This is a genomic window from Domibacillus robiginosus (assembly GCF_000966195.1).
In the GTDB taxonomy this organism is placed as follows: Bacteria; Bacillota; Bacilli; order Bacillales; family Domibacillaceae; genus Domibacillus; species Domibacillus robiginosus.
Genome location: NZ_LAHL01000012.1, coordinates 136,882 through 162,715, shown reverse-complemented (window position 1 = coordinate 162,715; position 25,834 = coordinate 136,882). Strand labels below are relative to the sequence as shown.

The 25,834-nt window shown below is 44.2% G+C and carries 26 protein-coding genes; all 26 read left to right on the top strand.

The features are described 5' to 3' along the window. Nucleotides 1–10: 10 nt before the first annotated feature. The 26 genes from smc to fliE all read left to right on the top strand — a co-directional run bounded on the left by smc (nucleotide 11) and on the right by fliE (nucleotide 25,824). Nucleotides 11–3,571 carry a chromosome segregation protein SMC gene (smc, locus tag VP97_RS09155; protein ID WP_050181481.1) on the top strand — a complete coding sequence of 1,187 codons (3,561 nt, stop codon included), beginning with the start codon at nucleotides 11–13 and terminating at the stop codon, nucleotides 3,569–3,571. An 18-nt stretch (nucleotides 3,572–3,589) separates the two neighbouring features. After that, nucleotides 3,590–4,609 (top strand): signal recognition particle-docking protein FtsY, encoded by a 1,020-nt coding sequence (gene ftsY, locus VP97_RS09150; protein WP_050181480.1) that lies wholly within the window; start codon nucleotides 3,590–3,592, stop codon nucleotides 4,607–4,609. A gap of 489 nt (nucleotides 4,610–5,098) precedes the next feature. Beyond that, on the top strand, nucleotides 5,099–5,413 hold the full coding sequence (locus VP97_RS09145) for a putative DNA-binding protein (RefSeq protein ID WP_050181479.1): 315 nt from the start codon (nucleotides 5,099–5,101) through the stop codon (nucleotides 5,411–5,413). A gap of 12 nt (nucleotides 5,414–5,425) precedes the next feature. Then, nucleotides 5,426–6,775: a signal recognition particle protein gene (ffh, locus tag VP97_RS09140; protein WP_050181478.1), complete on the top strand. Its 1,350-nt coding sequence runs from the start codon at nucleotides 5,426–5,428 to the stop codon at nucleotides 6,773–6,775. A 102-nt stretch (nucleotides 6,776–6,877) separates the two neighbouring features. Further along, nucleotides 6,878–7,150: a 30S ribosomal protein S16 gene (rpsP, locus tag VP97_RS09135; RefSeq protein WP_046175080.1), complete on the top strand. Its 273-nt coding sequence runs from the start codon at nucleotides 6,878–6,880 to the stop codon at nucleotides 7,148–7,150. An 80-nt stretch (nucleotides 7,151–7,230) separates the two neighbouring features. Then, the gene (locus tag VP97_RS09130) at nucleotides 7,231–7,620 is read left to right on the top strand and encodes a YlqD family protein (protein WP_050181477.1); all 390 of its coding nucleotides are present in this window, start codon (nucleotides 7,231–7,233) and stop codon (nucleotides 7,618–7,620) included. A gap of 4 nt (nucleotides 7,621–7,624) precedes the next feature. Next, nucleotides 7,625–8,140, top strand: coding sequence for a ribosome maturation factor RimM (rimM, locus tag VP97_RS09125; RefSeq protein WP_050181476.1), 516 nt, complete (start codon nucleotides 7,625–7,627; stop codon nucleotides 8,138–8,140). Next, complete coding sequence (trmD, locus tag VP97_RS09120) at nucleotides 8,137–8,871, top strand: tRNA (guanosine(37)-N1)-methyltransferase TrmD (protein ID WP_050181475.1); 735 nt, start codon at nucleotides 8,137–8,139, stop codon at nucleotides 8,869–8,871. Before rimM ends, trmD begins: the two co-directional genes overlap by 4 nt. 130 nt (nucleotides 8,872–9,001) lie before the next feature. After that, nucleotides 9,002–9,349 carry a 50S ribosomal protein L19 gene (gene rplS / locus VP97_RS09115; protein ID WP_050181474.1) on the top strand — a complete coding sequence of 116 codons (348 nt, stop codon included), beginning with the start codon at nucleotides 9,002–9,004 and terminating at the stop codon, nucleotides 9,347–9,349. A 95-nt stretch (nucleotides 9,350–9,444) separates the two neighbouring features. Beyond that, entirely contained in the window at nucleotides 9,445–9,984 is a 540-nt protein-coding gene (lepB, locus tag VP97_RS09110; protein WP_050181473.1) for a signal peptidase I, read from the top strand. Nucleotides 9,985–10,009: 25 nt separating this feature from the next. Further along, on the top strand, nucleotides 10,010–10,864 hold the full coding sequence (ylqF, locus tag VP97_RS09105) for a ribosome biogenesis GTPase YlqF (protein WP_050181472.1): 855 nt from the start codon (nucleotides 10,010–10,012) through the stop codon (nucleotides 10,862–10,864). Nucleotides 10,865–10,936: 72 nt separating this feature from the next. Continuing rightward, the gene (locus tag VP97_RS09100) at nucleotides 10,937–11,704 is read left to right on the top strand and encodes a ribonuclease HII (RefSeq protein WP_050181471.1); all 768 of its coding nucleotides are present in this window, start codon (nucleotides 10,937–10,939) and stop codon (nucleotides 11,702–11,704) included. Between the two features lie 16 nt (nucleotides 11,705–11,720). After that, a complete protein-coding gene (locus VP97_RS09095; protein WP_050181470.1) occupies nucleotides 11,721–13,481 on the top strand; it encodes a hypothetical protein in 1,761 nt (586 codons plus the stop codon). Continuing rightward, nucleotides 13,478–13,750, top strand: coding sequence for an EscU/YscU/HrcU family type III secretion system export apparatus switch protein (locus VP97_RS09090; RefSeq protein ID WP_050181469.1), 273 nt, complete (start codon nucleotides 13,478–13,480; stop codon nucleotides 13,748–13,750). The genes VP97_RS09095 and VP97_RS09090 overlap by 4 nt, the downstream gene beginning before the upstream one ends. 154 nt (nucleotides 13,751–13,904) lie before the next feature. Continuing rightward, nucleotides 13,905–15,065, top strand: coding sequence for an ADP-forming succinate--CoA ligase subunit beta (gene sucC / locus VP97_RS09085; protein WP_050181468.1), 1,161 nt, complete (start codon nucleotides 13,905–13,907; stop codon nucleotides 15,063–15,065). Between the two features lie 34 nt (nucleotides 15,066–15,099). Beyond that, complete coding sequence (gene sucD, locus VP97_RS09080) at nucleotides 15,100–16,002, top strand: succinate--CoA ligase subunit alpha (protein ID WP_050181467.1); 903 nt, start codon at nucleotides 15,100–15,102, stop codon at nucleotides 16,000–16,002. Nucleotides 16,003–16,068: 66 nt separating this feature from the next. After that, nucleotides 16,069–16,947, top strand: a complete 879-nt coding sequence (gene dprA / locus VP97_RS09075; RefSeq protein ID WP_050181466.1) for a DNA-processing protein DprA — start codon at nucleotides 16,069–16,071, stop codon at nucleotides 16,945–16,947. 202 nt (nucleotides 16,948–17,149) lie between these two features. Continuing rightward, nucleotides 17,150–19,228, top strand: a complete 2,079-nt coding sequence (gene topA / locus VP97_RS09070) for a type I DNA topoisomerase (RefSeq protein ID WP_050181465.1) — start codon at nucleotides 17,150–17,152, stop codon at nucleotides 19,226–19,228. 142 nt (nucleotides 19,229–19,370) lie between these two features. Next, a complete protein-coding gene (gene trmFO / locus VP97_RS09065) occupies nucleotides 19,371–20,675 on the top strand; it encodes an FADH(2)-oxidizing methylenetetrahydrofolate--tRNA-(uracil(54)-C(5))-methyltransferase TrmFO (RefSeq protein WP_050181464.1) in 1,305 nt (434 codons plus the stop codon). A gap of 62 nt (nucleotides 20,676–20,737) precedes the next feature. Next, nucleotides 20,738–21,637 (top strand): tyrosine recombinase XerC, encoded by a 900-nt coding sequence (gene xerC / locus VP97_RS09060; RefSeq protein WP_050181463.1) that lies wholly within the window; start codon nucleotides 20,738–20,740, stop codon nucleotides 21,635–21,637. 14 nt (nucleotides 21,638–21,651) lie between these two features. Continuing rightward, nucleotides 21,652–22,194: an ATP-dependent protease subunit HslV gene (gene hslV, locus VP97_RS09055; protein ID WP_050181462.1), complete on the top strand. Its 543-nt coding sequence runs from the start codon at nucleotides 21,652–21,654 to the stop codon at nucleotides 22,192–22,194. A 26-nt stretch (nucleotides 22,195–22,220) separates the two neighbouring features. Next, complete coding sequence (gene hslU, locus VP97_RS09050; protein WP_156153460.1) at nucleotides 22,221–23,615, top strand: ATP-dependent protease ATPase subunit HslU; 1,395 nt, start codon at nucleotides 22,221–22,223, stop codon at nucleotides 23,613–23,615. 20 nt (nucleotides 23,616–23,635) lie between these two features. After that, the gene (gene codY, locus VP97_RS09045; RefSeq protein WP_050181460.1) at nucleotides 23,636–24,415 is read left to right on the top strand and encodes a GTP-sensing pleiotropic transcriptional regulator CodY; all 780 of its coding nucleotides are present in this window, start codon (nucleotides 23,636–23,638) and stop codon (nucleotides 24,413–24,415) included. 235 nt (nucleotides 24,416–24,650) lie between these two features. Then, nucleotides 24,651–25,049 carry a flagellar basal body rod protein FlgB gene (gene flgB / locus VP97_RS09040; RefSeq protein ID WP_342667317.1) on the top strand — a complete coding sequence of 133 codons (399 nt, stop codon included), beginning with the start codon at nucleotides 24,651–24,653 and terminating at the stop codon, nucleotides 25,047–25,049. 14 nt (nucleotides 25,050–25,063) lie between these two features. After that, a complete protein-coding gene (gene flgC, locus VP97_RS09035) occupies nucleotides 25,064–25,498 on the top strand; it encodes a flagellar basal body rod protein FlgC (protein WP_082220315.1) in 435 nt (144 codons plus the stop codon). 20 nt (nucleotides 25,499–25,518) lie between these two features. Continuing rightward, the gene (fliE, locus tag VP97_RS09030) at nucleotides 25,519–25,824 is read left to right on the top strand and encodes a flagellar hook-basal body complex protein FliE (protein ID WP_050181457.1); all 306 of its coding nucleotides are present in this window, start codon (nucleotides 25,519–25,521) and stop codon (nucleotides 25,822–25,824) included. The last annotated feature ends 10 nt before the right edge of the window (nucleotides 25,825–25,834 follow it).

Below are 25,834 nucleotides of genomic sequence, written 5' to 3'. Positions count from 1 at the left end.
GTGGAGAAATATGATCCTGAAAAAGCTTGATATAGCGGGATTTAAATCATTTGCAGGGAAAGTAACCATCGATTTTATGCCCGGTGTCACAGCTGTAGTTGGGCCGAATGGTTCAGGCAAAAGTAATATTACAGAAGCGATTCGCTGGGTGCTTGGTGAACAGTCTGCTAAAAACTTGCGTGGCGGAAAAATGGAGGATGTCATCTTTTCGGGAAGTGATTCAAGAAGGCGGCTGAATGAAGCGGACGTGACCATTACACTCGATAACCGGGACGGGGCGCTTCCGCTTGATTACAGTGAAGTCAGCATCACACGCCGCGTAAACCGAAATGGCGACAGCGGATTTTTTATTAACAAGCAAAGCTGCCGGCTAAAAGACATTATCGAGCTGTTTATGGATTCAGGCCTCGGACGCGGTGCATTTTCTATCATTGGACAGGGCCGGGTTGACGAAATTTTAAACAGCCGTCCGGAAGAACGCCGTTCCATATTTGAAGAAGCAGCCGGTGTCTTAAAGTACAAAACCCGCAAAAAGCAGGCAGAGACAAAGCTTGCTGAAACAGAAGAAAACCTCAGCCGCATCCAGGATATTTTGTTCGAATTGGAACAGCGGGTAGAGCCGCTTGAAATTCAAGCGGCGGCAGCCAAAGATTTTCTGGAAAAAAGAGAAGAATTAAAGGAAGTAGAAGTATCAGTCTGGGCTTATGATCTTGCCGAGTCTCATGCTGAATGGGAAGAGCGGAAAAAAGACAGGGAGCATCAGGAGGAGCAGATTGCTTACTTTAGCAAAGAGGCAGAGAAAGCCGAATCGAGTATCCGTGCAGTTGAGCAGGAATTAAAAAAGCTGGCTGTCCGGGAAGAATCCACGCAGGAAACATTAATGAATATTGTGGAATCACTTGAGAAAATCGAGGGAAAAAGGCGTTTAATGGACGAGCGTCAGAAAAATGCTTCTTACAATGAAGAAAAGCTCGTGAAATCCATACAAGAGGCCCAGGAAAAAGAAAGAGCATTAAAAAAAGCATTGGCGGAAGTGAAAACGCAATCCGAAGTTAAAAAACAAGCGCTGGCCTCGTTAACGAAAGAAGCGGCCGAAAAAGAAGCATTGCTGCGTGCCGCCTCACAAAATGGCGAGGAGGTACTGGAATCTCTTAAAGCCGATTATATTGATCATTTAAGCAAAGAAGCAGCGGCGAAAAACGAACTAGCTGAAATCGGCCGGCAGCTTGAGCGATTAACAGCCCGATTTGAACGGCTCGGCGGGAACAATGACCAATACCTTTCTGAGCGGGCTGCTCTTCAAAAAGAACAGGAGCAAATCGAGCAGGCTCGTTTCAGGGCAGAACAACAGCTTAATGAGCATACTACTGCATATCGCGAAGCAAAAAAAGAACGCGACAGTGTAAAAGAAAAGCTGGAAAAAAAACGAAATGCACTGTACAAAGCGTACCAAATTCTGCAGGAGGCATCCTCCCGCCGTGACCTTTTAACTTCTATGGAAGAAGACTATTCAGGCTTTTTCTCAGGCGTTAAAGAAGTGCTGAAGGAAAAAGACGGCCGGCTGCCAGGCGTGATCGGCGCAGCTGCTCAGTTGATCCGGGTGCCTAAACAATATGAACTCGCCATTGAAACAGCTCTTGGAGGGGCGCTTCAGCATATTATTGTAGAAGACGAAGCAGCCGCCCGCAAAGCGATTGCGTTCTTAAAGCAGCACAAATTCGGCCGGGCGACCTTTTTGCCCCTATCGACGGTTAAAGAAAAAGTGATCCCTGATCATACATTGGGCCTTGTACGCCATGAGGATGGTTTTCTTGGGACAGCAGCAGAACTGACCGAGTATGAAGAGCGGTACGCACAGGTAGCGCGTCATTTGCTTGGAAATGTACTGGTAGCGGATTCTTTGGAAAGAGCCAATCATATAGCGCGTAGAATCAACCACCGTTACCGTGTTGTCACGGTTGAAGGGGATGTAGTAAATGCGGGCGGCTCGATGACGGGCGGCTCTGTGAAAAAAACAGGCGCGTCCCTGCTTGGGCGCAAAAATGAACTGGACTCTTTAAGTTCCCAAATTGTACAAATGGAGCAAAAAACGGCGCAGGCTGAAAGAGAAGTAAAAGCGCTGCAAGACCGTGCTGCCGAGTGCGATCGTTCAGTCAGCCGTCTTGAGGAAACAGGTGAACTGTACCGCCAGGGTCTTCAGGAAGCGAAAAACCAGCAGCTGGAATGGTCCTTTAATGAACAGTCGATTAATGACCGGCTGGCTGTATATGATGCTGAAAAAAAAGAGTTTCAGGAAGAGCAGGAGCGGCTTTATAAGCGCGAAAAGGAAGCATCACACCTTTTAGCCGAAAAGCAGCAGCTCATTAAACAGCTGGATGCTCAAATCGCTTCCATTGAAAGGGAGCAAAAAACCGCTTCGTCAAAGCGGGGCCAGCTGGCAGAAGAGCTGCATACGCTTCGGCCGCAAATTGCTGTGCTTGAAGAACAGCTGGCTTATAACAGCCAGCAGGAACAGCGGCTCAGCACCGAATGGAAAGATGTTCAAAAGCAAGTGAAGCAGCTTGAGGAAGAACAGGATTTTATAAAATCAGAGCGTTCAAACAGCGGTTCAACGGGGATCACATTGGCGCAGGAAGCCGAAGAGCAGGCTGCCAAAAAAGAAAAGCTTATAAAGGGGCTGGAATTGCTTAAAAAGGAAAGAGCCCAAAAAGCACAGGGGCTTGAAGCGCAAACCGCTTCTCTGCAGGAATCGCGCCGCCTGTTAAAAGGATTAACGGAGTCAGTGCGTGGGCATGATGTAGCCATTGCACGTTTAGAAGTGGAGATTGACACGTGGCTGCAAAAGCTGAATGAACAGTACAGCTTGACCTTTGAAGAAGCACAGCGGCTGTATCCGTTAGTTCGTCCGATTGAGGAATCCCGACGGCATATCCGGCTTATTAAAAAAGCGATTGATGAACTAGGCGATGTGAACCTTGGCGCTATTGAAGAGTATGAAATCACTTTCGAACGCGTATCATTTTTGCGCGGTCAAAAAGAAGATCTAGAAGAAGCAAAATCGACTCTTCGTGATGTGATGAATGAAATGGATGTTGAAATGACACGCCGTTTTTCTGAAACCTTTGAAGCGATTAAAGCAGAATTTCAGCCGGCCTTTGTACAGCTGTTTGGCGGGGGGCGCGCTGAATTAAAATTGACCGATCCAAAAGATATTTTAAATGCCGGTGTGGATATTTCGGCTATGCCGCCAGGAAAAAAGCTGCAGCATTTAAGCCTTTTGTCCGGCGGAGAACGTGCACTCACAGCCATTGCGCTTTTATTCGCGATTTTGCGTGTGCGCCCAGTACCGTTTTGCATTTTAGATGAGGTAGAGGCGGCACTCGATGAAGCAAACGTACACAGGTTCAGTCGGTATTTAAAAGAGTTCAGCGAAGACACGCAGTTTATTGTTATCACGCACCGGAAACAGACGATGGAAGAAGCGGATGCCCTCTACGGTGTTGCCATGCAGGAATCAGGTGTAACAAGCCTTGTTTCAGTGAGGCTTGAAGAAGCGGCTGTGACGCCATGAAAGAAAGGATGAAAAGAAATGAGCTTTTTTAAAAAATTAAAAGAAAAATTTTCAGGCTCTCAGGAGCAGGAGCAAGCAACCGAAAAGTATACAGAAGGGTTGAAAAAAACGCGTTCCGGCTTTTCGGAAAAAATGAATAATCTATTTGCCCGCTACCGCAAAATTGATGAAGACTTTTTTGAAGAGCTTGAAGAAATATTGATCGGAGCGGATGTTGGCTTTGATACGGTGATGGAGCTCATTGATGAATTGAAAATGGAAGTAAAGCGTCAAAACACAAACGAACCAGAAGCAATCCGCGAAATCATCACAGAAAAATTTGTGGATATTTATATGGGTGATCACGAAGCATCTCCAGAGCTGAATCTGCAGGAAAACGGCTTAACGGTCATTTTGTTTGTCGGCGTCAATGGGGTTGGAAAAACAACAACGATCGGCAAGCTTGCTCATCAATTTAAAGAAGACGGCAAAAAAGTGATGCTCGCAGCCGGTGATACGTTCCGCGCTGGGGCGATTGAACAGCTTGAGGTGTGGGGAGAACGAACAGGTGTAGATGTGATTAAGCAGGGAGAAGGCTCAGACCCGGCTGCTGTTATGTATGATGCAGTGCGTGCTGCCAAATCACGGAATGTGGATGTGCTGCTGTGCGACACGGCCGGCCGCCTTCAAAACAAAGTCAATTTAATGAATGAATTGCAAAAAGTAAAGCGTGTCATTGAGCGGGAAATCCCGGGAGCACCTCATGAAGTTCTACTTGTTGTGGATGCTACAACGGGTCAAAATGCCTTGATTCAAGCGAAAACATTTAAAGAAGCAACAGATGTATCGGGCATTGTCCTAACAAAGCTTGATGGAACAGCAAAAGGTGGTATTGTACTGGCTATCCGCAAGGAGCTTGGCGTTCCAGTTAAATTTGTCGGTCTTGGAGAAAAAATGGATGACCTGCAACCGTTTGACGCTGAACAATATGCATATGGGTTGTTTACACAGGCTTTTGAAGAAAAAAAATCAGAATCAGAGGATGAAGGAGCCGAATAATCGGCTTCTTCAGTGTGTAGACAAAGTCTTCGCTTTTGAACAAAAGCCGATAAGTAAAGCCTGCCGGACTTCGCGCAATCTAAGGCAGTGCGGGAGCCTCCTCGACTTGCGCCTGCGGGATCTCCCGACTCACTGTACTTCCCAAAGGAGTCTTCGTCCGGCAGACTTCACTAAGTAGTGTTGAAGTTCAATTAGTCAAGAACAGGATAGACATTTTTCTCTTTTTTAAAAGAAAAAGAACAACCTTATTCGCTCTATACACTCTTGGCGCAAGCCATTTGGAGGCATCCGGGTCAGCGCCTGCCCTATGGAAAGCGGAGCTGCCCGGATGCCGCCGGTCTATCCCATTCATGTGACGGTTATCAATTATTTTCTTACAGTCTGAAACAGCCGAATAATCGGCTGTTTTTCCCGTTCTTGACAGACTGAGCCGAAGCAGGTACACTGATTTAGTGTAAAGGTTTTTCACTTAACAAAGGAGGGGCGGCCGTGCTTGAGAAAACAATGCGGATGAATTATCTGTATGATTTTTATCAGATGCTTCTGACCGACAAACAGCGCAGCTATATGTCCCTATACTACCTGGATGATTATTCGCTCGGTGAAATCGCCGAAGAATATGAGGTGAGCCGCCAGGCGGTCTATGATAATATAAAACGCACAGAAGCGATGCTTGAAGAATATGAAGTAAAGTTGATGCTGCTGAAGAAATTCCAAAAGCGCCAGGCATTGCTTGATCAGCTCAAAGCAGGAGCAGATGAAAGGATGCTGAAGATAATTAAGGCAATTGAGGAACTTGAATAGGGGGACTGCATGATGGCATTTGAAGGGTTGGCCGAACGGCTGCAGGGAACAATGCAGAAAATCCGTGGCAAAGGAAAAGTATCCGAATCCGATGTAAAAGAAATGATGCGAGAAGTTCGACTGGCTCTTTTAGAAGCGGATGTTAACTTTAAAGTGGTCAAGGAATTCGTCAAAAAGGTCAGTGAGCGTTCTGTCGGTCAGGAAGTCATGAAAAGCTTAACACCGGGCCAGCAGGTCATTAAAGTGGTGAAAGAAGAGTTAACCGAATTAATGGGCGGTGAAGAAAGCCGGATTGGTACAGCAAAACGTCCTCCGACTGTGATTATGATGGTCGGCCTGCAGGGGGCCGGGAAAACAACGACAACCGGTAAGCTTGCCAACCTGCTTCGCAAAAAGTATAATCGCAAGCCGCTTCTTGTTGCGGCAGATGTATATCGTCCGGCGGCTATCAAACAGCTTGAAACGCTTGGCAAACAGCTTAGCATGCCGGTTTTCTCACTTGGTGACCAGGAAAGCCCGGTTGAAATTGCCAGACAGGCGATCCAAAGGGCAAAAGATGAGCATTTAGACTACGTTCTTATTGACACAGCCGGCCGGCTTCATATTGATGAAGAATTGATGGACGAGCTAAAACAAATTAAAGAGTTGTCTTCCCCGGAAGAAATTTTTCTCGTTGTAGATTCCATGACCGGTCAAGATGCCGTAAACGTAGCCGAAAGCTTTAATGAACAGCTTGGTGTCACAGGCGTTGTGCTCACAAAGCTTGACGGCGATACGCGCGGCGGTGCGGCACTGTCTATTCGTGCTGTTACGGGCAAGCCGATTAAGTTTGTCGGGATGGGTGAAAAGCTGGACGCGCTGGAGCAATTTCATCCAGAGCGTATGGCATCCCGTATTCTTGGCATGGGTGATGTGCTGTCGCTTATTGAAAAAGCCCAGACCAACGTGGACGAAGCAAAAGCAAAAGAGCTTGAGCAAAAAATGCGGACAATGTCCTTTACATTTGATGACTTTTTAGATCAGATTGGGCAGGTCCGTTCCATGGGACCGCTTGATGAAATTTTAAAGATGCTGCCGGGTGCGAACAAAATGAAAGGCTTAAACAATATACAGGTTGATGAAAAACAAATCGGCCGTGTTGAAGCGATTATCCGTTCCATGACCGCAGCAGAAAAACAGCAGCCGGAAATTATCAATTCGGGCCGCCGAAAGCGCATTGCTCGCGGGTCTGGCACATCAATCCAGGAAGTGAACCGACTCCTCAAGCAGTTTGAAGACATGAAAAAAATGATGAAACAAATGTCTTCTATGCAGCAAAAAGGAAAGAAAAAAGGCGGCATGCCTAAGCTTCCTTTTATGTAAAAATAAAGGAATGCAATCTGTAAAGAAAAAACACTTTACAACACTAAAAGTATTTGATATGATTCTATCTTGTGTGAAACTATTTCGGAGGTGCTTATTAGCATGGCAGTAAAAATTCGTTTAAAACGTATGGGTGCAAAAAAATCCCCATTCTATCGTATCGTAGTAGCTGACGCCCGCGCGCCGCGTGATGGCCGTTCAATCGAAACAATCGGAACATACAATCCGGTTGCTCAGCCAGCAGAAGTAAAAATCAATGAAGAGCTTGCGCTTAAATGGCTTCAAGATGGTGCGAAACCATCTGATACTGTTCGCAACCTTTTCTCAAAAGAAGGCATTTTGGAAAAATTCCACAATGCTAAATACAGCAAGTAAGCTATTGCGAAACATCAATTCCCCAAAAGAATCTTCTTTTGGGGAATTGCCATTTTTGTTCCATATAAAGGAGCGGTGGGATGCAAATTTTACAAACCGTATCGGTCGTTCAAGTGGTAACGGAATCACTGAAACAAAATCGTATGCGTGCATATGAGCAGCAGAAGCGCCGTCTAGAGAGGGAAACAGCCCAGCTGTTATTTGAAAAGAAAAAAGCAGAGCGTGGCGGCTCTAAGCAGGCTGAGGCAGCTGCTCGTTTTCAAATTGAAATTGACCAGCGACAGGAAAAGCTGGAAATGATCGAATTTCAAATAAGTCAGTTGAATGAGCTCCCACTTGGGACAGAATTAAAAGAACGGGATATTCAATCCGTTGTCGAGGTGAAAGCCGGAGATCGCTTTGACAGTAAAACTGGCGGCACGATTGTTGTAAAAGATGGCGTCATTATAGAAATTCGCACCGAGGAGTGAAAAAATGAGCAAATGGTTTAATGTTGGGAAAATTGTGAATACGCATGGTTTGCGAGGCGAAGTCCGCGTTTTGGCACAAACAGATTTTCCAGAAAAGCGTTTTAAAAAAGGCAGTGAGCTTGCGGTTTTTAAAAAAGGGGACAAAGAAGGAATTCCGGTAACGGTCGCTGCGCACCGTACCCATAAAAACTTTGACCTGCTGACATTTGAGGGGCGCCCTTCTATTGAGGATGTTGAAGCTTTCAAAGGAACCGTGTTAAAGGTGCATGAAACACATCTGGGCGACCTGGATGAAGGGGAATTTTATTTTTATGAAATCGTCGGCTGCCGGGTTGAAACGGTATCAGGTGAAGTGATCGGCAGGGTGACAGAAGTGCTGACGCCAGGTGCAAATGATGTGTGGGTGGTAAAGGGTGAAAGCAAAGAATTCTACATTCCTTACATTGCTGATGTCGTTAAATCGATTGATAAAAACGAAAAGCTGATCGTAATCGAGCCAATGGAAGGGCTGCTTGAATGAAAATCGATGTACTGACACTATTTCCGGAAATGTTTGAAGGTGTTTTTTCATCATCCATTATGAAAAAAGCAGCGGACAAAAACAAAGCATCCTTCCGTGCGGTTAATTTTCGGGATTATGCAGAAGGAAAGCACAAAGTTGTTGATGATTATCCATATGGAGGCGGTGCGGGCATGGTTCTTAAGCCGCAGCCTCTTTTTGACGCAGTTGAAGCATTGACAGGAGAAGCGGAAGGAACGCCGCGTATTATTTTAATGTGTCCGCAGGGAGAACGGTATACGCAAAAAAAAGCAGAGGAGCTTTCTAAAGAAGCACACTTGATTTTTTTATGCGGCCATTATGAAGGATACGATGAACGGGTCCGTCGCCATCTTGTAACCGATGAAATTTCAATCGGTGATTATGTATTAACCGGCGGCGAGCTTGGGGCAATGGTCGTAGCAGACAGCGTCGTTCGCTTGTTGCCAGGAGTGCTAGGAAATGAACAATCTGCTGTGCAGGATTCGTTTTCATCTGGCAGGCTCGAACATCCTCATTACACGCGCCCGGCCGATTTTAGAGGCATGAAGGTACCTGAGGTTCTTTTATCGGGCAACCATAAACACATTGATGAATGGCGCGAGGAACAATCACTTAGGCGTACTTGGGAACGGCGACCTGATCTGCTGGCACTGATGGATCTGACTGATCAGGATAAAAAGAAAATTAAGTTATGGGAATCAGAAAAATAACGTTGATTTCAAGTGAAATATATGATAAAATTTAGTAGTCAGTGTGCAAAAGAACACACTGCATTAAAACGGTGTTCCGCTGTCGTGATTGCGCGGGTATGAACATTTGTTAGAAGGAGAGGAAAACACAATGAACCAATTGATTCAAGAGTTGACACAAGAGCAGCTTCGTACTGATCTTCCATCTTTCCGTCCGGGAGACACAGTTCGTGTACACGTTAAAGTTGTAGAGGGTACACGTGAGCGTATTCAGGTATTCGAAGGCGTTGTAATCAAGCGTCGCGGTGGCGGCGTAAGCGAAACATTCACAGTCCGCAAGATTTCTTACGGCGTGGGCGTTGAGCGTGCATTCCCGCTTCACACACCAAAAATCGCGAAAATCGAAGTTATGCGTCGTGGTAAAGTTCGTCGTGCGAAATTGTACTACTTGCGTAACCTACGCGGTAAAGCAGCGCGTATTAAAGAAATCAGATATTAAGAGAGTAAAGGAGTCTGCCTGCAGACTCCTTTTTCTTTCAGGTTTTACAAGCATCATGATATGATAAGTGTACTTGAACTGAAGGTGGTGCCAGTATGGCTAAAGGAAAAAATGAATTTTGGGAATGGACAAAAGCACTGCTGATCGCAGTCGGGCTCGCAGCTCTTATCCGTTATTTTATTTTTGCGCCGATTGTGGTCGACGGTCTTTCGATGATGCCGACACTTGAAAGCGGGGACCGGATGATTGTTAATAAGCTTGGCGATCCGGATCGTTTTGATATCATCGTGTTTCACGCACCAGAACAGAAAGATTACATAAAAAGAGTAATCGGTCTTCCCGGAGACACCGTTGAATATAAAAATGATGTCCTTTACGTTAACGGGAAAGCGATAGAGGAACCTTATTTAAACGATTATAAAAGTGAAGTAACGGATGGTCCGCTTACACCGGACTTTACCCTCAAAGAAATTACGGGTGAGGAAAAAGTGCCGGAAGGCGAAATTTTTGTGCTTGGTGATAACCGGCGGTTTAGTAAAGACGGTCGTCACATTGGCACCATTAAAATTGATGAGATTGTTGGTGAAACACGACTTGTCTACTGGCCATTTGACCAGATTCATCTTGTAGAATAAACGGACTTGAAAGGAATGTATAGGCTTGACGATACAGTGGTTTCCAGGCCATATGGCCAAAGCAAGAAGGCAGGTAACGGAAAAATTAAAGCTTGTTGATATCATATTTGAGCTGGTAGACGCGCGCCTGCCATTGTCCTCACGCAATCCGATGATTGATGAGATATTAAATCAAAAACCACGGCTTGTGATCCTGAACAAAGAAGATATGGCAGATCCGGTTATGACAAAAGCGTGGATTGCTTATTTTAAAGAAAGAGGCATTGATTCGGTTTCAGTTAATTCACAAGCGGGCAACGGACTCGATAAAATTGTGAAAGCAGCTGAAAGCATTTTAAAAGAAAAATGGGATCGAATGCGTGCACGCGGCATGAAGCCTCGGGCAATGAGAGCGATGATTGTTGGTATACCAAATGTCGGGAAGTCCACGCTTATTAACCGGATTGCTAAAAAAAATATTGCTAAAACCGGCAATATGCCAGGTGTCACAAAAGCCCAGCAATGGATTAAAACCGCTAAAAATTTGGAACTTCTTGATACACCGGGTATTTTATGGCCAAAGTTCGAAGACCCGGAAATCGGCTATAAATTGGCTTTGACAGGTGCGATAAAAGACGCGATCTTGAACTTACAGGATGTGGCGATTTGGGGGCTTCGTTTTTTAGAGAGCGAGTATCCGTCGCGGCTTCAAGAGCGTTATGGTTACAGAGAGCTTCCAGAAGACATGGCGGCTGTTTTTGAACAAATTGGCGAACGGCGCGGCTGCCTGTCTTCGGGAGGCGGTATTGATTACGACAAGGTAACGGATGTAATCATTCGCGATGTGCGTACGATGCAATTTGGCCGGCTTACATTTGATGTTCCGCCACAAAAAGCGTGAAGGATTTCCTTCGCGTTTTTTTGTGGAAAAAAAGAAAAAAAAGTCGATAATACATATAAGGAGTAAAAAAAGATGAAAGAAACCATTGCCCAAATTAAAGCGCAGCTTGCAGCGATTGACGAATTAGATGACAAGCGGCTGACTGAATGGGAAAAAGATGAAAGAAGCGGTGTACAGGCAGCGCTAAAAGTATACAGACGCCGTATCAAAAATAAAAAAGAAGAACAAGAACGATTGCAAGGCATGATGGCTTATGAGAGGGAAGCAGTAAATCAAGGGCTGTTTAGTATTGCCGGCATTGACGAAGCGGGTAGAGGCCCTCTTGCCGGGCCTGTAGTAGCAGCTGCCTGCATCCTACCTGATGGTTTTCTGCCAGAAGGATTAAATGATTCTAAAAAAATAAAGGAATCTCTTCGGAACGAGCTGTTCACGCTTATAACGGAACGAGCAGCTGTAGGCATTGGCGTCGTCAGCGCAGAGGAAATTGACCAAATTAATATTTATGAGGCTGCCAAAAAAGCCATGTTGCTTGCAGTGCAGTCGCTTCCGAAACAGCCGGATCACCTGCTTGTAGACGCGATGACGCTGCCCGTTTCTATCAGCCAGGAATCTATCATAAAAGGGGATGCCAAAAGTGCTTCTATTGCAGCGGCATCCATTATTGCCAAAGTAACACGTGACCGTCTGATGAAACAATATGCAGAAGAGTATCCTGGTTATGGCTTCGAGAAAAACATGGGTTACGGTACGCAGGAACATATTGAAGGACTAAAGCAATTTGGTGTAACACCGCAGCACCGCAGGACATTTGCACCTATAAAGAACATGATTATACGATAATAAAGGGTGATGGCGTATGGAAATTGGGCGGCAGGCCCTTCAAAAAGGAATGCGGCTGCAGGAGGCGCGCAGCCCGATTGACACATTAAAGGAAGGGCATGTTTTTTCCGGTAAAACCATCAAGCTTTTACCCGGACAAATGGCCGAAATTGCAGCACTTGGCCAAAAGCTGACAGCACAGCTTGAAGCACCACTGAAGGCAGGAGAGCGCTATACGTTTCAAGTGGTTTCTTTGGAGCAGGGTGTTTCCCTCCGTGTACTGGCAGAAAACCCGGCAGCAAAGCTTCCAGTCGATCAAGTGTCTGTCCTGCTTGAAAAAATGGGATTACAGCCAACGAAAGAAAACATGGCTTTTACAGCAGCAGCGCTTCAAAACGGAACAGCTCTTTCAAAATCTTTGATCCAAACCGTCTCGGGATGGCTTGGGAAGTCTGGAGCAGAAGGGATAGAAGCAGTCCGGTTTATGCTGAGCCGTCATTTGCCGATAACAGAAAATGTTTTCGAGGCCCTGCTGGCTGCTCGTTCAACAGGCTCGATGACCGAAAAATTGGGTTCTTTACAGCAACTACTCGTACAAAATGGCTTTCAGCAATCAACGGCCGCCGCAGCGATCGACCGCCTGCTTGGTGAAGCAGCAGAGACGTTTGCTTTTAAAGGCACAGCCAATGAAAAAGCGATTCAGTTAGCTTCAGCGCTGCAAGGTACCGATACGCCCGAAAAAGCGGCAGCCATTCGGGTGCTCGGCCAGTCAGTGGCTGCAAATCCTTCGCTGGCAGCACAGAATGGAGAGGCACTGCTTGCCGGGATTGCCAAAAGCACTGAGTCGTCTTTGAACGAAGCTGCTGCGGAGCTTCGCCCTGTCCAGCTGCTTAAACAAGCCCTGTCGCAGCTGACTGGAAGTCCCGTGTCTGAAAAAGCAGTTACCGCTTTTAAGCAGGCTCTTTCTTTATCCGTCCCTCTTGGGCATCCCGAGCGACCGGCTTTAATGCAGCAGCTCGTAAAGCTGGCAGACGGATTAGAAGCGGGACAGCCTATTTCCCAGAGAGCGGCAGCATCCTTGCTTCAGCTTGCTTCTTCTGCCGCTGTGTCTCTTCCTGACCAGGCAGCGGCACGAATGGCTGTATTGATCGGTGCCGATGCGCTTTCTTTTGAAGAACCGTCGGCCATTTCGACGCTCCGTGACGCATTTCGCTTTCTTGGAGTGGATCATGAAGCCGTTCTTGCCTCGAAAGAAAATGCCCAAAGCGTTCCGCAAACTGTCAAGCAGGAGCTGATCAAGCTTATGTCAGACACGATGCCAGCCCCGATTAAAGAAGCTGCTGAGCAGATGGTTGGCCGTCTTAATGCACAGCATATTTTGTCTGCCGAATCCGGTCCCGTTCAGCAGCTGGTGCTGCAGTCCCCCCTACAATTTGGCGAATTTACGGGCGATGTGACGATCAAGTGGGAAGGAAAGAAAAAAGCAGACGGAAAAATTGATGCTGATTTTTGCCGTGTATTGTTTTATGTGGAAATGCCGCGTTTAAAACAAACGGTCATTGATATGCAGGTGCAAAACCGGATTGTGCAATTGCATATTGCTGCGGACATTCCGGGCCCGCTGCTGAAAAAAATAAGCAGCCCGGCTGTTGGTTCGTTGAAGGAGGCACTTGAAGCAAATGGATACCGCTTTTCTGGCGTTTCGTTCAAAGAACCGGCGGCGGTGGAAAAGAAGAAGCCGCCGCTTGCCCGCATTATGGATGATGATCGTTATATGGGGGTGGATGTACGCATATGAACCAGCCAAACCGGCGGCAGGCCGCTGCTCTTTCTTATAATCCAGACTCGGTGGGAGCACCGATCGTAAAAGCGAAGGGAAAAGGACTCATTGCTGATCAAATTATTGCTTCTGCAAAAGAAAACAACATCCCGATCCAGGAAGATCCTGGACTGGTCGAACTGCTGGGACAACTTGAAATAAATGAAGCGATTCCAGAAGATTTATATCAAGCGGTTGCTGAAGTATTTGCGTTTGTATACCGCCTGGACAAGTCCCTTGATAAATAAACATTGTAAGCGTTTTGCAAAAAATGTCCGTTCTTGAAAAAAGAACGCATTTTTTGTGTTCAAAGGCTGGACATAATTCTGATTTTTCTCTACAATGAAAACGCAGTCTGTTTTGCAAAAAGACTATGTTTTGAGACTGATAGGAGGCTGGAAGATGAATATTCATGAGTATCAAGGGAAAGAAGTTCTCAGAAGCTACGGCGTTGCCGTTCCGAATGGGAAAGTTGCGTTTTCCGTTGAAGAAGCGGTTGAAGCAGCAAAAGAACTTGGCACAGCAGTAAACGTTGTCAAAGCACAGATTCATGCGGGCGGCCGTGGAAAAGCGGGCGGTGTTAAAGTCGCAAAGAATCTCGATGAAGTACGTACATATGCAGAAGAAATCCTCGGCAAAGTGTTAGTCACGCACCAAACAGGTCCTGAAGGCAAAGAAGTAAAGCGCCTTCTTATTGAAGAAGGATGCGACATTCAAAAAGAATACTATATTGGCTTAGTCTTGGACCGTGCCACTTCTCAAGTTGTGTTAATGGCATCTGAAGAAGGCGGAACAGAGATTGAAGAAGTAGCCGAAGCAACACCGGAAAAGATCTTTAAAGAGTATATTGACCCGGTAACGGGCCTTAGCGCATACCAGGCACGCCGCATTGCGTTCAATATTAATATTCCGAAAGAGCTTGTTGGACAAGCTGTTAAATTTATGATGAGTCTTTACACTGCGTTTGTAGAAAAAGACTGCTCTATTGCTGAAATTAACCCGCTTGTTGTAACAGGTGATGGAAAAGTAATGGCGCTGGATGCAAAATTGAATTTTGATTCAAATGCTCTATACCGCCATAAAGACATTTTAGAATATCGTGATCTTGAAGAAGAAGATGAAAAAGAAATCGAAGCATCAAAATATGACCTCAGCTACATCGCGCTTGATGGAAATATCGGTTGTATGGTAAATGGTGCAGGTCTTGCCATGGCAACGATGGATATTATCAAGCACTACGGCGGCGATCCGGCTAACTTCCTTGATGTTGGGGGCGGCGCAACAGCTGAAAAAGTAACGGAAGCTTTTAAAATTATTTTGTCGGATGAAAACGTAAAAGGTATTTTCGTTAACATTTTCGGCGGCATTATGAAATGTGACGTTATTGCAACAGGTGTAGTAGAAGCTGCGAAGCAGGTAAGCCTGTCTGTACCACTTGTTGTACGTTTGGAAGGTACGAATGTAGATGCCGGTAAAGCAATCTTGAACGAGTCAGGTCTTGACATCGTTTCAGCAGATTCTATGGCAGATGGCGCGCAAAAGATCGTTAGTCTCGTAAAATAATCAGGATGTTGACAATAGAAAGGCAGGTATAGGCATGAGTGTATTCATTAATAAAGATACAAAGGTAATTGTTCAAGGCATCACGGGCTCTACCGCCCTTTTCCATACTAAACAAATGCTTGAATATGGAACGAAAATTGTTGGCGGTGTTACTCCTGGTAAGGGCGGCACAGAAGTAGAAGGCGTTCCGGTATTTAATACGCTTCAAGAAGCTGTGCAGGCAACAGGTGCCAACGCGTCTGTTATTTACGTTCCGGCTCCATTCGCAGCAGATGCGATTTTGGAAGCAGTTGACGCAAATCTTGATCTTGCCATTTGTATTACAGAACATATTCCAGTACTCGACATGGTAAAAGTGAAACGTTATATGCAAGGCAAGAAAACACGTCTTGTTGGGCCGAACTGCCCAGGTGTAATCACACCGGATGAGTGCAAAATCGGCATCATGCCAGGGTATATCCATACAAAAGGTCATGTTGGTGTTGTATCACGCTCCGGCACACTTACGTACGAAGCTGTACACCAGTTATCACAAGCAGGAATCGGCCAGTCTACAGCTGTCGGTATCGGCGGTGACCCGGTGAACGGAACAGACTTTATCGATGTCTTAAAAGCATTCAATGAAGATCCGGAAACAAAAGCAGTCATTATGATTGGTGAAATCGGCGGTACAGCAGAGGAAGAAGCAGCCGAGTGGGTAAAAGCGAATATGACTAAACCAGTTGTCGGCTTTATCGGCGGACGTACAGCGCCTCCAGGAAAGCGTATGGGCCACGCCGGTGCGATTATTTCAGGCGGTAAAGGAACAGCTGATGAAAAAATCCGTGTGATGAACGAATGCGGCATTCAAGTAGCGGAAACACCATCTGTTATGGGTGAAACATTAATTAAAGTTCTTGAGCAGCAAGGACTTTTGGAAGAATGCAAAACACATTAAGTGAAAACGAAGACGCCTGAATGATTCAGGCGTCTCTCTTTACTTGCACAAAAGGAGGAAAATAAGTTGGACAATACCGAAAAGCAGCTTTTAAAGCTGCAGTACTGTCCGGGTATCAGCTGGAAGGACCAATATTTATTATTAAAAAATGATCCTGGATTAAATCAGCTTTCCCACATGACAGCCGCAGAATTTGCCGCCATCACAAACCGTTCCGTTGGACAAGCAGAAGCCATTTTAGATGAGTTTCAAGCTCTTTCCTATGACTCTCTTTATTCTTTCTTATTGGAATCCTCAACGACTTTTATCCCCATTTTTGATCTGCAATATCCCGAATCACTAAAAAAGCTTCCACAGCCTCCCTGGGCCTTATTTGCTATGGGAAACACGTCTCTTTTAAAAAGCCGGAACATCATTGCAGTTGTCGGAGCACGGGAGGCAAATCAGTATGGGAGGGAAGCGGTTCAAAAGATTATTCCTGGCCTGGTAAAAGAAAATACTTCTATTATCAGCGGCCTGGCAAAAGGAATTGATGCATTTTCCCATGACGCTGCCCTTCAGGCAGGAGGCAAAACAATTGCGGTTATTGCGGGAGGCTTTAGTCATTTCTACCCAAGAGAAAATAAACAATTGGCGCGTCGTATTTCCAGGCAAGGTCTTATTTTATCAGAATACGCACCGACCCGTAAGCCGGAAAAATGGCAATTTCCAGCCCGTAATCGAATTGTCAGCGGTTTATCAAAAGGAGTATTAGTCGTGCAGGCTGCTAAAAAAAGCGGCTCCCTTATCACTGCTTCTTTTGCACTTGAACAGGGGATAGATGTTTTTGCTGTACCAGGACCAATTACTCATCCTCTTTCAGAAGGGGTTCATGCATTGATTGCAGACGGTGCTAAAATTGTTCATTGTGCCGATGATATTTTATCAGAATGGAAGCAGGAATAAAAAAACTTTTCACGAAAGTAGTTGCAATTAGGATTCATATCATATACATTTTGCAACAGAACAGTTTGCAAAATGTGTCCTGTTTTGTAATAAATAGAGAATGAAAATGCCAGCTTAAAAAAAGAAACGTTTGACAAACAAACCATAACGGCATAATAATATGTCTAATTATTCATTTTACCTCTCGGGGAGGCTTTATCCTATGTCAGATTATTTAGTAATAGTAGAGTCCCCGGCGAAAGCGAAGACAATCGAACGCTATCTCGGGAAAAAATACAAAGTGCGTGCATCGATGGGGCATGTTCGGGATTTACCGAAAAGCCAGATGGGCGTAGATACAGAAAACAACTATGATCCAAAATACATCACTATCCGTGGAAAGGGTCCTGTTTTAAAAGAATTAAAAACGGCTGCCAAAAAGGCGAAAAAAATCTACCTCGCGGCTGACCCGGATCGTGAAGGGGAGGCGATTGCCTGGCATTTGGCCCATTCATTGAATATCGATACGACCTCTGACTGCCGGGTAGTATTTAATGAAATAACAAAAGATGCAATCAAAGAATCTTTTAAGCATCCGCGGCCCATTAATATGGATCTGGTAGATGCCCAGCAGGCACGACGAATTCTTGACCGGCTTGTTGGATACAATATCAGCCCGTTATTATGGAAAAAAGTAAAAAAAGGCTTGAGTGCCGGCCGCGTTCAATCTGTTGCGCTCCGGCTTATCATTGACCGGGAAAATGAAATCAAAGTATTCGTGCCGGAAGAATATTGGACAATTGAAGCAGAATTTACAAAAGGAATGGATACATTCAGCGCTTCTTTTTATGGATTAAACGGAAAAAAAGAAAAGCTCACTTCGGAAGAGGACGTAAAAAAAGTACTGGCTGCCATTGAAGGGAATCAGTTTTCCATTCAGGAAGTGACAAAAAAAGAACGCCGTCGAAATCCAGCTGCCGCGTTTACTACTTCGTCTCTTCAGCAGGAAGCCGCCCGCAAATTGAACTTTCGTGCTAAAAAAACAATGATGCTGGCCCAGCAATTGTATGAAGGCATCGATCTTGGCAAGGAAGGCACTGTCGGTCTGATCACCTATATGAGAACGGATTCAACACGCGTATCGGAAGTGGCTCAGGCCGAAAGCCTGGAGTACATCGTTTCTCACTATGGCAAAGAATATGCGAAAGAGCAAGGGCAAAAAAGCGATGCAAAGAAAAAAGGTGCACAGGATGCTCACGAAGCGATTCGTCCAACCAGTACGATGCGTGAGCCATCAGCGCTAAAAGATTTTCTTTCGCGTGATCAGCACCGTCTTTATAAGCTCATATGGGAACGATTTGTTGCTAGTCAAATGGCAGCTGCTGTAATGGATACGGTCAGCGCGGATCTGGTAAACGGCGATGTGATGTTCCGGGCAACGGGTTCAAAAGTAAAGTTTTCCGGTTTTATGAAAGTATATGTAGAAGGCACAGATGATACAAAAGAAGAAAAAGAAAACTTTCTGCCGAATCTTGAAAAAGGCGACACAGTGCAGTCAAAGGAAATCGATCCGAAGCAGCACTTTACTCAGCCGCCGCCACGTTATACAGAAGCTCGACTTGTAAAAACACTAGAAGAGCTCGGGATTGGACGTCCATCTACGTATGCACCAACCCTTGACACAATTCAAAAGCGTGGATATGTGGCATTGGACAACAAGCGTTTCGTCCCAACGGAGCTGGGAACGATTGTACATGAATTAATGGTTGAGTTTTTTGCAGACATTATTGATGTTGAATTTACTGTGAAAATGGAGCGCGACCTTGATAATGTAGAAGACGGCATAAAAGAATGGGTGGCTGTTATTGATGAGTTTTATAAAGGCTTTGAAGGTCACCTGGAAAAAGCGGAAAAAGAAATGGAGCAGGTTGAAATAAAAGATGAACCCGCTGGAGAAGACTGCGAAAAGTGTGGTCATGAAATGGTCTTTAAAATGGGTCGTTTCGGAAAATTTATGGCATGCAGCAACTTCCCGGACTGTCGAAATACAAAAGCCATTGTAAAAGAAATCGGCGTTAAGTGTCCTAAATGTGCAGAGGGTAATATAATAGAAAGAAAAAGTAAAAAACGGCGTATATTTTATGGATGCGATCGGTTCCCAGAATGTGATTTTCTTTCATGGGATAAGCCGATTGAGCGTCCATGCCCGAAATGCAGTAAGCTGCTCGTTGAGAAAAAGTTGAAAAAAGGCGTGCAGATTCAATGCACAGAATGTGATTATAAAGAGCAGCCGCAAGCATAAAAAAGGTAAAAGCCGCCTTGTGTGAGTGAAAACAAGGCGGTTTTTGTTATGGACAAAACATTTTTCTTTTTTTCTACAAGCAGGTAGTGTACAATGCTTAATGGATATATAGGTACGTACCTTTAAAGCAGGGGGAACAACAATGACTCAACCAATTAACGTAATCGGAGCCGGACTTGCAGGAAGCGAGGCCGCTTTTCAAATAGCAGAGCGTGGATTACAGGTTCGCCTGTATGAAATGCGCCCGGTCAAACAAACACCCGCTCATCATACTGATAAATTTGCCGAGCTCGTATGCAGCAATTCACTGCGTGCAAACGGGTTAACCAATGCAGTTGGTGTTTTGAAAGAAGAAATGCGCCGTCTAAATTCGGTTATTATCAGTTCTGCAGATGCATGTGCTGTTCCAGCGGGCGGCGCACTGGCTGTAGACCGGCATGAATTTGCAGGACATGTAACAGAACGTGTGAAAAACCATCCAAATGTAACCGTCATTCATGAAGAAGTAACGGAAATTCCGGAGGGGATTACGGTTATTGCAACAGGTCCGTTGACGACAAGTGGCCTGGCTGAAAAAATTCAGGCCCTTACTGGAGAAGAATATTTATACTTTTACGATGCGGCGGCGCCAATTGTTGAAAAAGACAGCATTGATATGAATATCGCCTATTTAAAGTCTCGTTATGATAAAGGGGAAGCAGCTTATTTAAACTGCCCAATGAATGAAGAAGAATTTGATCGTTTTTATGAAGCGTTGATTGCAGCAGAAACGGTGCCTTTGAAAGAATTTGAAAAAGAAATTTTCTTCGAAGGCTGCATGCCGATTGAAGTCATGGCCAGCCGGGGCAAAAAAACGATGCTGTTTGGACCAATGAAGCCTGTGGGTCTTGAAGATCCGCGTACTGGAAAGCGTCCATACGCAGTCGTACAGCTTCGCCAGGATAACGCGGCCGGAACACTTTATAACATTGTTGGTTTTCAAACCCACTTGAAGTGGGGGCCACAAAAAGAAGTGCTTCAGCTTATTCCAGGACTCCAAAATGTTGAAATTGTCCGGTACGGAGTGATGCACCGCAATACGTTTATTAATTCGCCAAAAGCGCTGCTGCCAACTTATCAGCTAAAAAGCCGTCCAACTCTTTTCTTTGCCGGACAAATGACTGGTGTAGAGGGATATGTAGAATCAGCAGCAAGCGGCTTAATGGCAGGGATCAATGCGGCAAAGCTTGCACTTGGACAGGATCCAGTAACAGCACCGCAAGAAACAGCCATTGGTGGAATGGCACACTATATTACCCATACATCACCGGACAATTTTCAACCGATGAATGCTAATTTTGGTTTGTTCCCGGCGTTACCGGTGAAAATTAAGAGTAAAAAAGAACGGTACGAAGCGCTCGCTGAGCGTGCTTTAGGAACAATTCAAACTTTTTCGAAAAGTTTGTAAATTTCTTGCGAGGGGCTGCTGACATATGCTATTATGTAGTAGCCCTTTTGTGAGGTGGGGAAATGTCTAAACTTTTCAAAAATTATACACATTCTTATTTTGCTTATTTGCAAATTGAAAAAAACAGCTCTGTTCATACGGTAACAAATTATCGTGATGATCTGGAGCACTTTTTTATGTTTATGAATGAGCAGCTTATAACGGAATTGTCGAGTGTGACGCATCAAACGGCCCGTTTATATTTAACATTGCTTCATGAGAAAAAAATGGCTCGGGCTTCTGTCTCCCGAAAAATATCTGCTCTTCGAGGGTTTTACCGTTTTTTAATGAGGGAAAATATCGTAACGGAAAACCCTTTTTTGCTTGTACACAGGCCAAAAGGAACAAAAAAACTTCCGTCTTTTTTTTATGAAGAAGAGATGGAGGAACTGTTTAACAGTATAGAGGGCGATAATCCTTTATCTATCCGAAACAGAGCACTGCTCGAAATACTGTATGGGACGGGCATTCGTGTAAGCGAATGTGCGGCGATTGAGCTGTCAGATTTAGATGCACGTCTTGGGGTTCTGCTTGTTCATGGAAAGGGCGGAAAAGAAAGATATGTGCCATATGGCAGTTTTGCGGCGGAAGCTGTTGAACACTACAGTCAAAACAGCCGGCCTTTTTTAATGAAAAAAAACGAACATAATAAACTGTTTGTGAATTTTAGGGGTGCACCGATCACAACTGGCGGAATCCGCCATATTTTAAATGATTTAATTCGAAAAGCTTCGTTATCAGGAAAAATTCATCCGCATATGCTAAGGCATACGTTCGCAACGCATATGTTGAATAACGGCGCGGATATGAGAACGGTACAGGAGCTGCTAGGGCATGCCAGCCTTTCGTCTACTCAAATGTACACACATATTACGAAAGAACACTTGCAGCATACATACCGCAACCATCATCCACGCGCATAAAGGAGAGAGAAGAAGTGGGAGAATTTCATGCAACAACGATATTTGCTGTTAAGCACAACGGATCTTCAGCGATGGCTGGAGATGGACAAGTAACGTTTGGGAATGCAGTAGTGATGAAGCATACAGCTAAAAAAGTACGTCGTCTTTTTAATGGGAAAGTTGTTGCTGGTTTTGCTGGATCAGTGGCTGATGCCTTCACATTATTTGAGCTTTTTGAAAAAAAACTGAATGAGTACAGCGGCAACCTGCAGCGGGCAGCTGTCGAGCTTGCTAAAGAATGGCGCACCGATAAAATGCTTCGCCGCCTGGAAGCGATGCTGATTGTAATGGATAAAGACAATTTGCTGCTTGTATCAGGAACGGGTGAAGTGATTGAACCGGATGATGGGATTTTGGCGATTGGTTCAGGTGGTAACTATGCTCTTTCGGCAGGACGTGCACTTAAGCAGTATGCCGCAGAGCTTTCTGCAGCAGAAATCGCAGAGGCCGCATTAAAAACCGCAGCGGATATATGTGTATATACAAACCATAATATTATTGTAGAGAAACTGCAGTGAGGAGTGGGAAGATGAAGCCAAATACAATGAATATGACGCCACGTCAAATTGTTGAGCGTCTTGATCAATATATTGTCGGACAAAAAGAAGCAAAAAAGTCTGTCGCTGTTGCGCTTCGTAATCGGTTTCGCAGAAGCTTGCTGGATGAAACAATTCGAGATGAAGTCGTCCCTAAAAATATATTAATGATTGGCCCGACTGGTGTAGGGAAAACGGAAATTGCCCGCCGAATGGCCAAGCTCGCAGGCGCCCCTTTTATTAAAGTGGAGGCAACCAAGTTTACAGAAGTAGGATATGTCGGTAGAGATGTTGAATCAATGGTACGGGATTTAGCCGAAACAGCTGTCAGGCTTGTAAAAGAGGAAAAGATGAACGAGGTAAGGGAGCCTGCTAAAGAAGCGGCAAATCGCCGTCTGGTAGAATTACTTGTTCCGTCTCGCAAAAAAAATACGTCCGTTAAAAATCCGTTTGAAATGCTGTTTGGCGGCCAGAACAATCAGCAAGAAGAATCTGATGATTCAGTAGAAGATATGTCTATTTTTGAAAAGCGTCGTGCTGTGGAACAAAAACTTGCAGCTGGTGATCTTGAAAATGAAATCATTACAGTTGAAGTAGAAGAACAGCCTCCTTCCATGTTTGATTTGTTCCAGGGGTCAGGAATGGAGCAAATGGGCATGAACATGCAGGATGCACTTGGCGGCCTTATGCCGAAAAAGAAAAAAAAGAAAAAACTTGCGGTTAAAGATGCTCGTTCTGTTTTGGAACAGGAAGAAGCCCAGAAGCTAATCGATATGGATGAAGTCACACAGGAAGCTGTAAGACGTGCCGAACAAACAGGGATTATATTCATTGATGAAGTGGACAAAATAGCGGTAAAAGGCGGTGCATCTTCAGGAGCAAATGTTTCTCGTGAAGGGGTTCAGCGTGATATTCTGCCAATCGTGGAAGGGTCAACCATCGTAACAAAATATGGAGCGCTTAAAACGGATTATATTTTATTTATTGCAGCGGGTGCATTTCATATGTCAAAGCCATCTGATTTAATACCTGAGCTTCAGGGGCGCTTTCCAATCCGTGTGGAATTAGAAAAGCTATCAACGGATGATTTTGTTCGAATTCTAGTGGAGCCTGATAATGCATTGCTTAAGCAGTATAAAGCTTTGCTCGAAACAGAAGGCATTCGAATTGATTTCACAGACGAGGCGGTTCAGCGTCTAGCCGAAATTGCTTTTCATGTGAACGGTGAAACAGACAATATCGGTGCCCGGCGTCTCCATACAATCATGGAAAAACTGCTTGAGGATTTATCTTTTGAGGCACCAGATATTACAATGGAGCAAATTACGATTACGCCACAATATGTAGATGAGAAATTATCTGCTATTTCTCAGAACAAAGATTTAAGCGAATTTATTTTATAATCAATCGGAGGAAATACATCATGAATTTGTTAGAGAAAACAAGAAAAATAAATCAAATGCTGCAAAATGCGGCAGGTAAAACAGTGAATTTTAAAGAAATGGCTGAATCACTTTCAGAAGTAATTGAAGCGAATATCTTCGTAGTAAGCCGTCGTGGAAAATTGCTTGGCTTTGGAGTGAACCAGCAGATTGAAAACGAGCGAATGAAACAAATGCTCGTTGAACGAAAATTTCCGGAGCAATATACAAAAAACTTGTTTAACTTAACTGAAACATCTTCGAACCTGGATGTAAACAGTGAATATACAGCTTTTCCTGTTGAAAACAAAGAGCTTTTCCAAAATGGGCTAACAACCATTGTTCCGATCGTAGGTGCTGGTGAGCGTCTTGGTACACTAGTTCTAGCGCGGTTGGAGGAGCAGTTTCATGATGATGACTTAATTTTAGCGGAGTATGGTGCTACAGTCGTTGGAATGGAAATTTTACGTGAAAAAGCAGAAGAAATGCAGGAAGAAGCGCGCAGTAAAGCGGTTGTACAAATGGCGATCAGCTCCTTGTCTTATAGTGAGCTGGAAGCGATTGAGCACATTTTTGAAGAGTTGGATGGTAAGGAAGGGCTGCTTGTTGCTTCTAAAATTGCGGACCGGGTCGGAATTACCCGTTCGGTTATTGTCAATGCGCTTCGCAAGCTTGAAAGTGCAGGTGTCATTGAGTCACGTTCACTTGGAATGAAGGGCACTTATATTAAAGTTTTGAACAATAAATTTTTGATGGAATTGGAAAAATTGAAATCAAATTAATAAAAACATCTGCAGCTCCAAGAGCTGCAGGTGTTTTTTTATGCTTTCTCGGTATGATAATAATCCCATAAATGTTTAATATTTATATTTATGTGTCAATTTATTCTTTAATTATAGGAAATATGAAATTTTCTTGTTATTTTTGTTAAGTAAGTGTCGAAAAATGTCTTTTATGTTATATTTCTTTAAGTGTATAATTTATTAACAAAATAACAAAAGAATTCATGGTAATGGAGTGATAAAATTGAACCTCTTTTCAAACTCAATTACTTCTTTAGAGCGAGGTTTAGATTACGCGGCATTAAAGCAAAGAACGATCGCTAACAATATTGCCAATGTAGATACACCCAACTATAAGTCCAAAGAAGTAAACTTCAAGAAGATAATGGAAAATAATCAGAGCAACTTTAAAAATAATCGAACAGATCAACGGCATTTTGATTTTTCTGCCAGCTCATCAAGTCATGTTATTATGACGGCGCGCAATATGTCCTATAACGAAAATGGAAATAGCGTAGATGTAGATGCTGAAATGTCAAAAATGGCCCAAAATCAAATTTACTATAATGCACTGACAGATCGACTTAGTTCAAAATACTCATCTTTAACTAACATCATTAAAGGAGGCAGGTAAACGTGTTTAATGGAATGAACATTACCGCATCTGCTCTGACAGCCCAGCGCCTGCGTATGGATGTTGTTTCTTCTAATATGGCAAATGCTGAATTTACCAGGGGAAAGCTCGTAGACGGCGAATGGCAGCCGTATCAGCGTAAATCAGTTGTATTACAGCCGAAAGGAAATTCGTTTTCAAGCTTTTTACAGATAGCCTCGAATCGACAGGAGGCAGGGAATGGGGTAAAAGTAACCCAAATTATTGAAGATACAGAAACACCGAATAAAATGGTTTATGATCCTGAACATCCGGATGCAGATGAAGAAGGCTATGTAAGGATGCCAAACGTCGATCCATTACGAGAAATGGTCGATTTAATGAGTGCAACTCGTTCTTACGAAGCCAATGTTACCGTTTTTAATGCGTCGAAAGCGATGATGACTAAAGCGCTCGAAATTGGGAAATAAGAAAAGTGGGAGGGTTATAAATGGCAATTGAGGCATTAAATGCTGTTTCCACACCGGTAATTGAAACGTCCGGTGTAAAAAAAGCAGCTACACCCTATGAATCTCAGCAGAAATTCGCGGATTTTTTAAAAGATTCATTGAATAATGTCATGAAAACTGAAGCGGAATCAAATTCTTTAACAACAAAAATGGTGAATGGTGAGAATGTAGATCTTCATCAAGTAATGGCTGCTGCTCAAAAATCGGGCATTACCATGCAGTTAACATTAGAAGTCCGTAATAAAGCTGTGGAAGCATACCAGGAAATGATGCGGATGCAAATGTAATAAACGTGAC

Excerpts from the sequence above, each read along its gene's own strand:
- xerC (WP_050181463.1), top strand. The coding sequence starts at position 20,738 with ATGTCTAAACTTTTCAAAAATTATACACATTCTTATTTTGCTTATTTG.
- smc (WP_050181481.1), top strand. The coding sequence starts at position 11 with ATGATCCTGAAAAAGCTTGATATAGCGGGATTTAAATCATTTGCAGGG.
- topA (WP_050181465.1), top strand. The coding sequence starts at position 17,150 with ATGTCAGATTATTTAGTAATAGTAGAGTCCCCGGCGAAAGCGAAGACA.
- VP97_RS09095 (WP_050181470.1), top strand. The coding sequence starts at position 11,721 with ATGGAAATTGGGCGGCAGGCCCTTCAAAAAGGAATGCGGCTGCAGGAG.
- sucD (WP_050181467.1), top strand. The coding sequence starts at position 15,100 with ATGAGTGTATTCATTAATAAAGATACAAAGGTAATTGTTCAAGGCATC.
- VP97_RS09090 (WP_050181469.1), top strand. The coding sequence starts at position 13,478 with ATGAACCAGCCAAACCGGCGGCAGGCCGCTGCTCTTTCTTATAATCCA.
- VP97_RS09100 (WP_050181471.1), top strand. The coding sequence starts at position 10,937 with ATGAAAGAAACCATTGCCCAAATTAAAGCGCAGCTTGCAGCGATTGAC.
- hslU (WP_156153460.1), top strand. The coding sequence starts at position 22,221 with ATGAATATGACGCCACGTCAAATTGTTGAGCGTCTTGATCAATATATT.
- flgC (WP_082220315.1), top strand. The coding sequence starts at position 25,064 with ATGAACATTACCGCATCTGCTCTGACAGCCCAGCGCCTGCGTATGGAT.
- trmD (WP_050181475.1), top strand. The coding sequence starts at position 8,137 with ATGAAAATCGATGTACTGACACTATTTCCGGAAATGTTTGAAGGTGTT.
- sucC (WP_050181468.1), top strand. The coding sequence starts at position 13,905 with ATGAATATTCATGAGTATCAAGGGAAAGAAGTTCTCAGAAGCTACGGC.
- codY (WP_050181460.1), top strand. The coding sequence starts at position 23,636 with ATGAATTTGTTAGAGAAAACAAGAAAAATAAATCAAATGCTGCAAAAT.
- rplS (WP_050181474.1), top strand. The coding sequence starts at position 9,002 with ATGAACCAATTGATTCAAGAGTTGACACAAGAGCAGCTTCGTACTGAT.
- rpsP (WP_046175080.1), top strand. The coding sequence starts at position 6,878 with ATGGCAGTAAAAATTCGTTTAAAACGTATGGGTGCAAAAAAATCCCCA.
- ffh (WP_050181478.1), top strand. The coding sequence starts at position 5,426 with ATGGCATTTGAAGGGTTGGCCGAACGGCTGCAGGGAACAATGCAGAAA.
- ftsY (WP_050181480.1), top strand. The coding sequence starts at position 3,590 with ATGAGCTTTTTTAAAAAATTAAAAGAAAAATTTTCAGGCTCTCAGGAG.
- VP97_RS09130 (WP_050181477.1), top strand. The coding sequence starts at position 7,231 with ATGCAAATTTTACAAACCGTATCGGTCGTTCAAGTGGTAACGGAATCA.
- rimM (WP_050181476.1), top strand. The coding sequence starts at position 7,625 with ATGAGCAAATGGTTTAATGTTGGGAAAATTGTGAATACGCATGGTTTG.
- trmFO (WP_050181464.1), top strand. The coding sequence starts at position 19,371 with ATGACTCAACCAATTAACGTAATCGGAGCCGGACTTGCAGGAAGCGAG.
- lepB (WP_050181473.1), top strand. The coding sequence starts at position 9,445 with ATGGCTAAAGGAAAAAATGAATTTTGGGAATGGACAAAAGCACTGCTG.
- fliE (WP_050181457.1), top strand. The coding sequence starts at position 25,519 with ATGGCAATTGAGGCATTAAATGCTGTTTCCACACCGGTAATTGAAACG.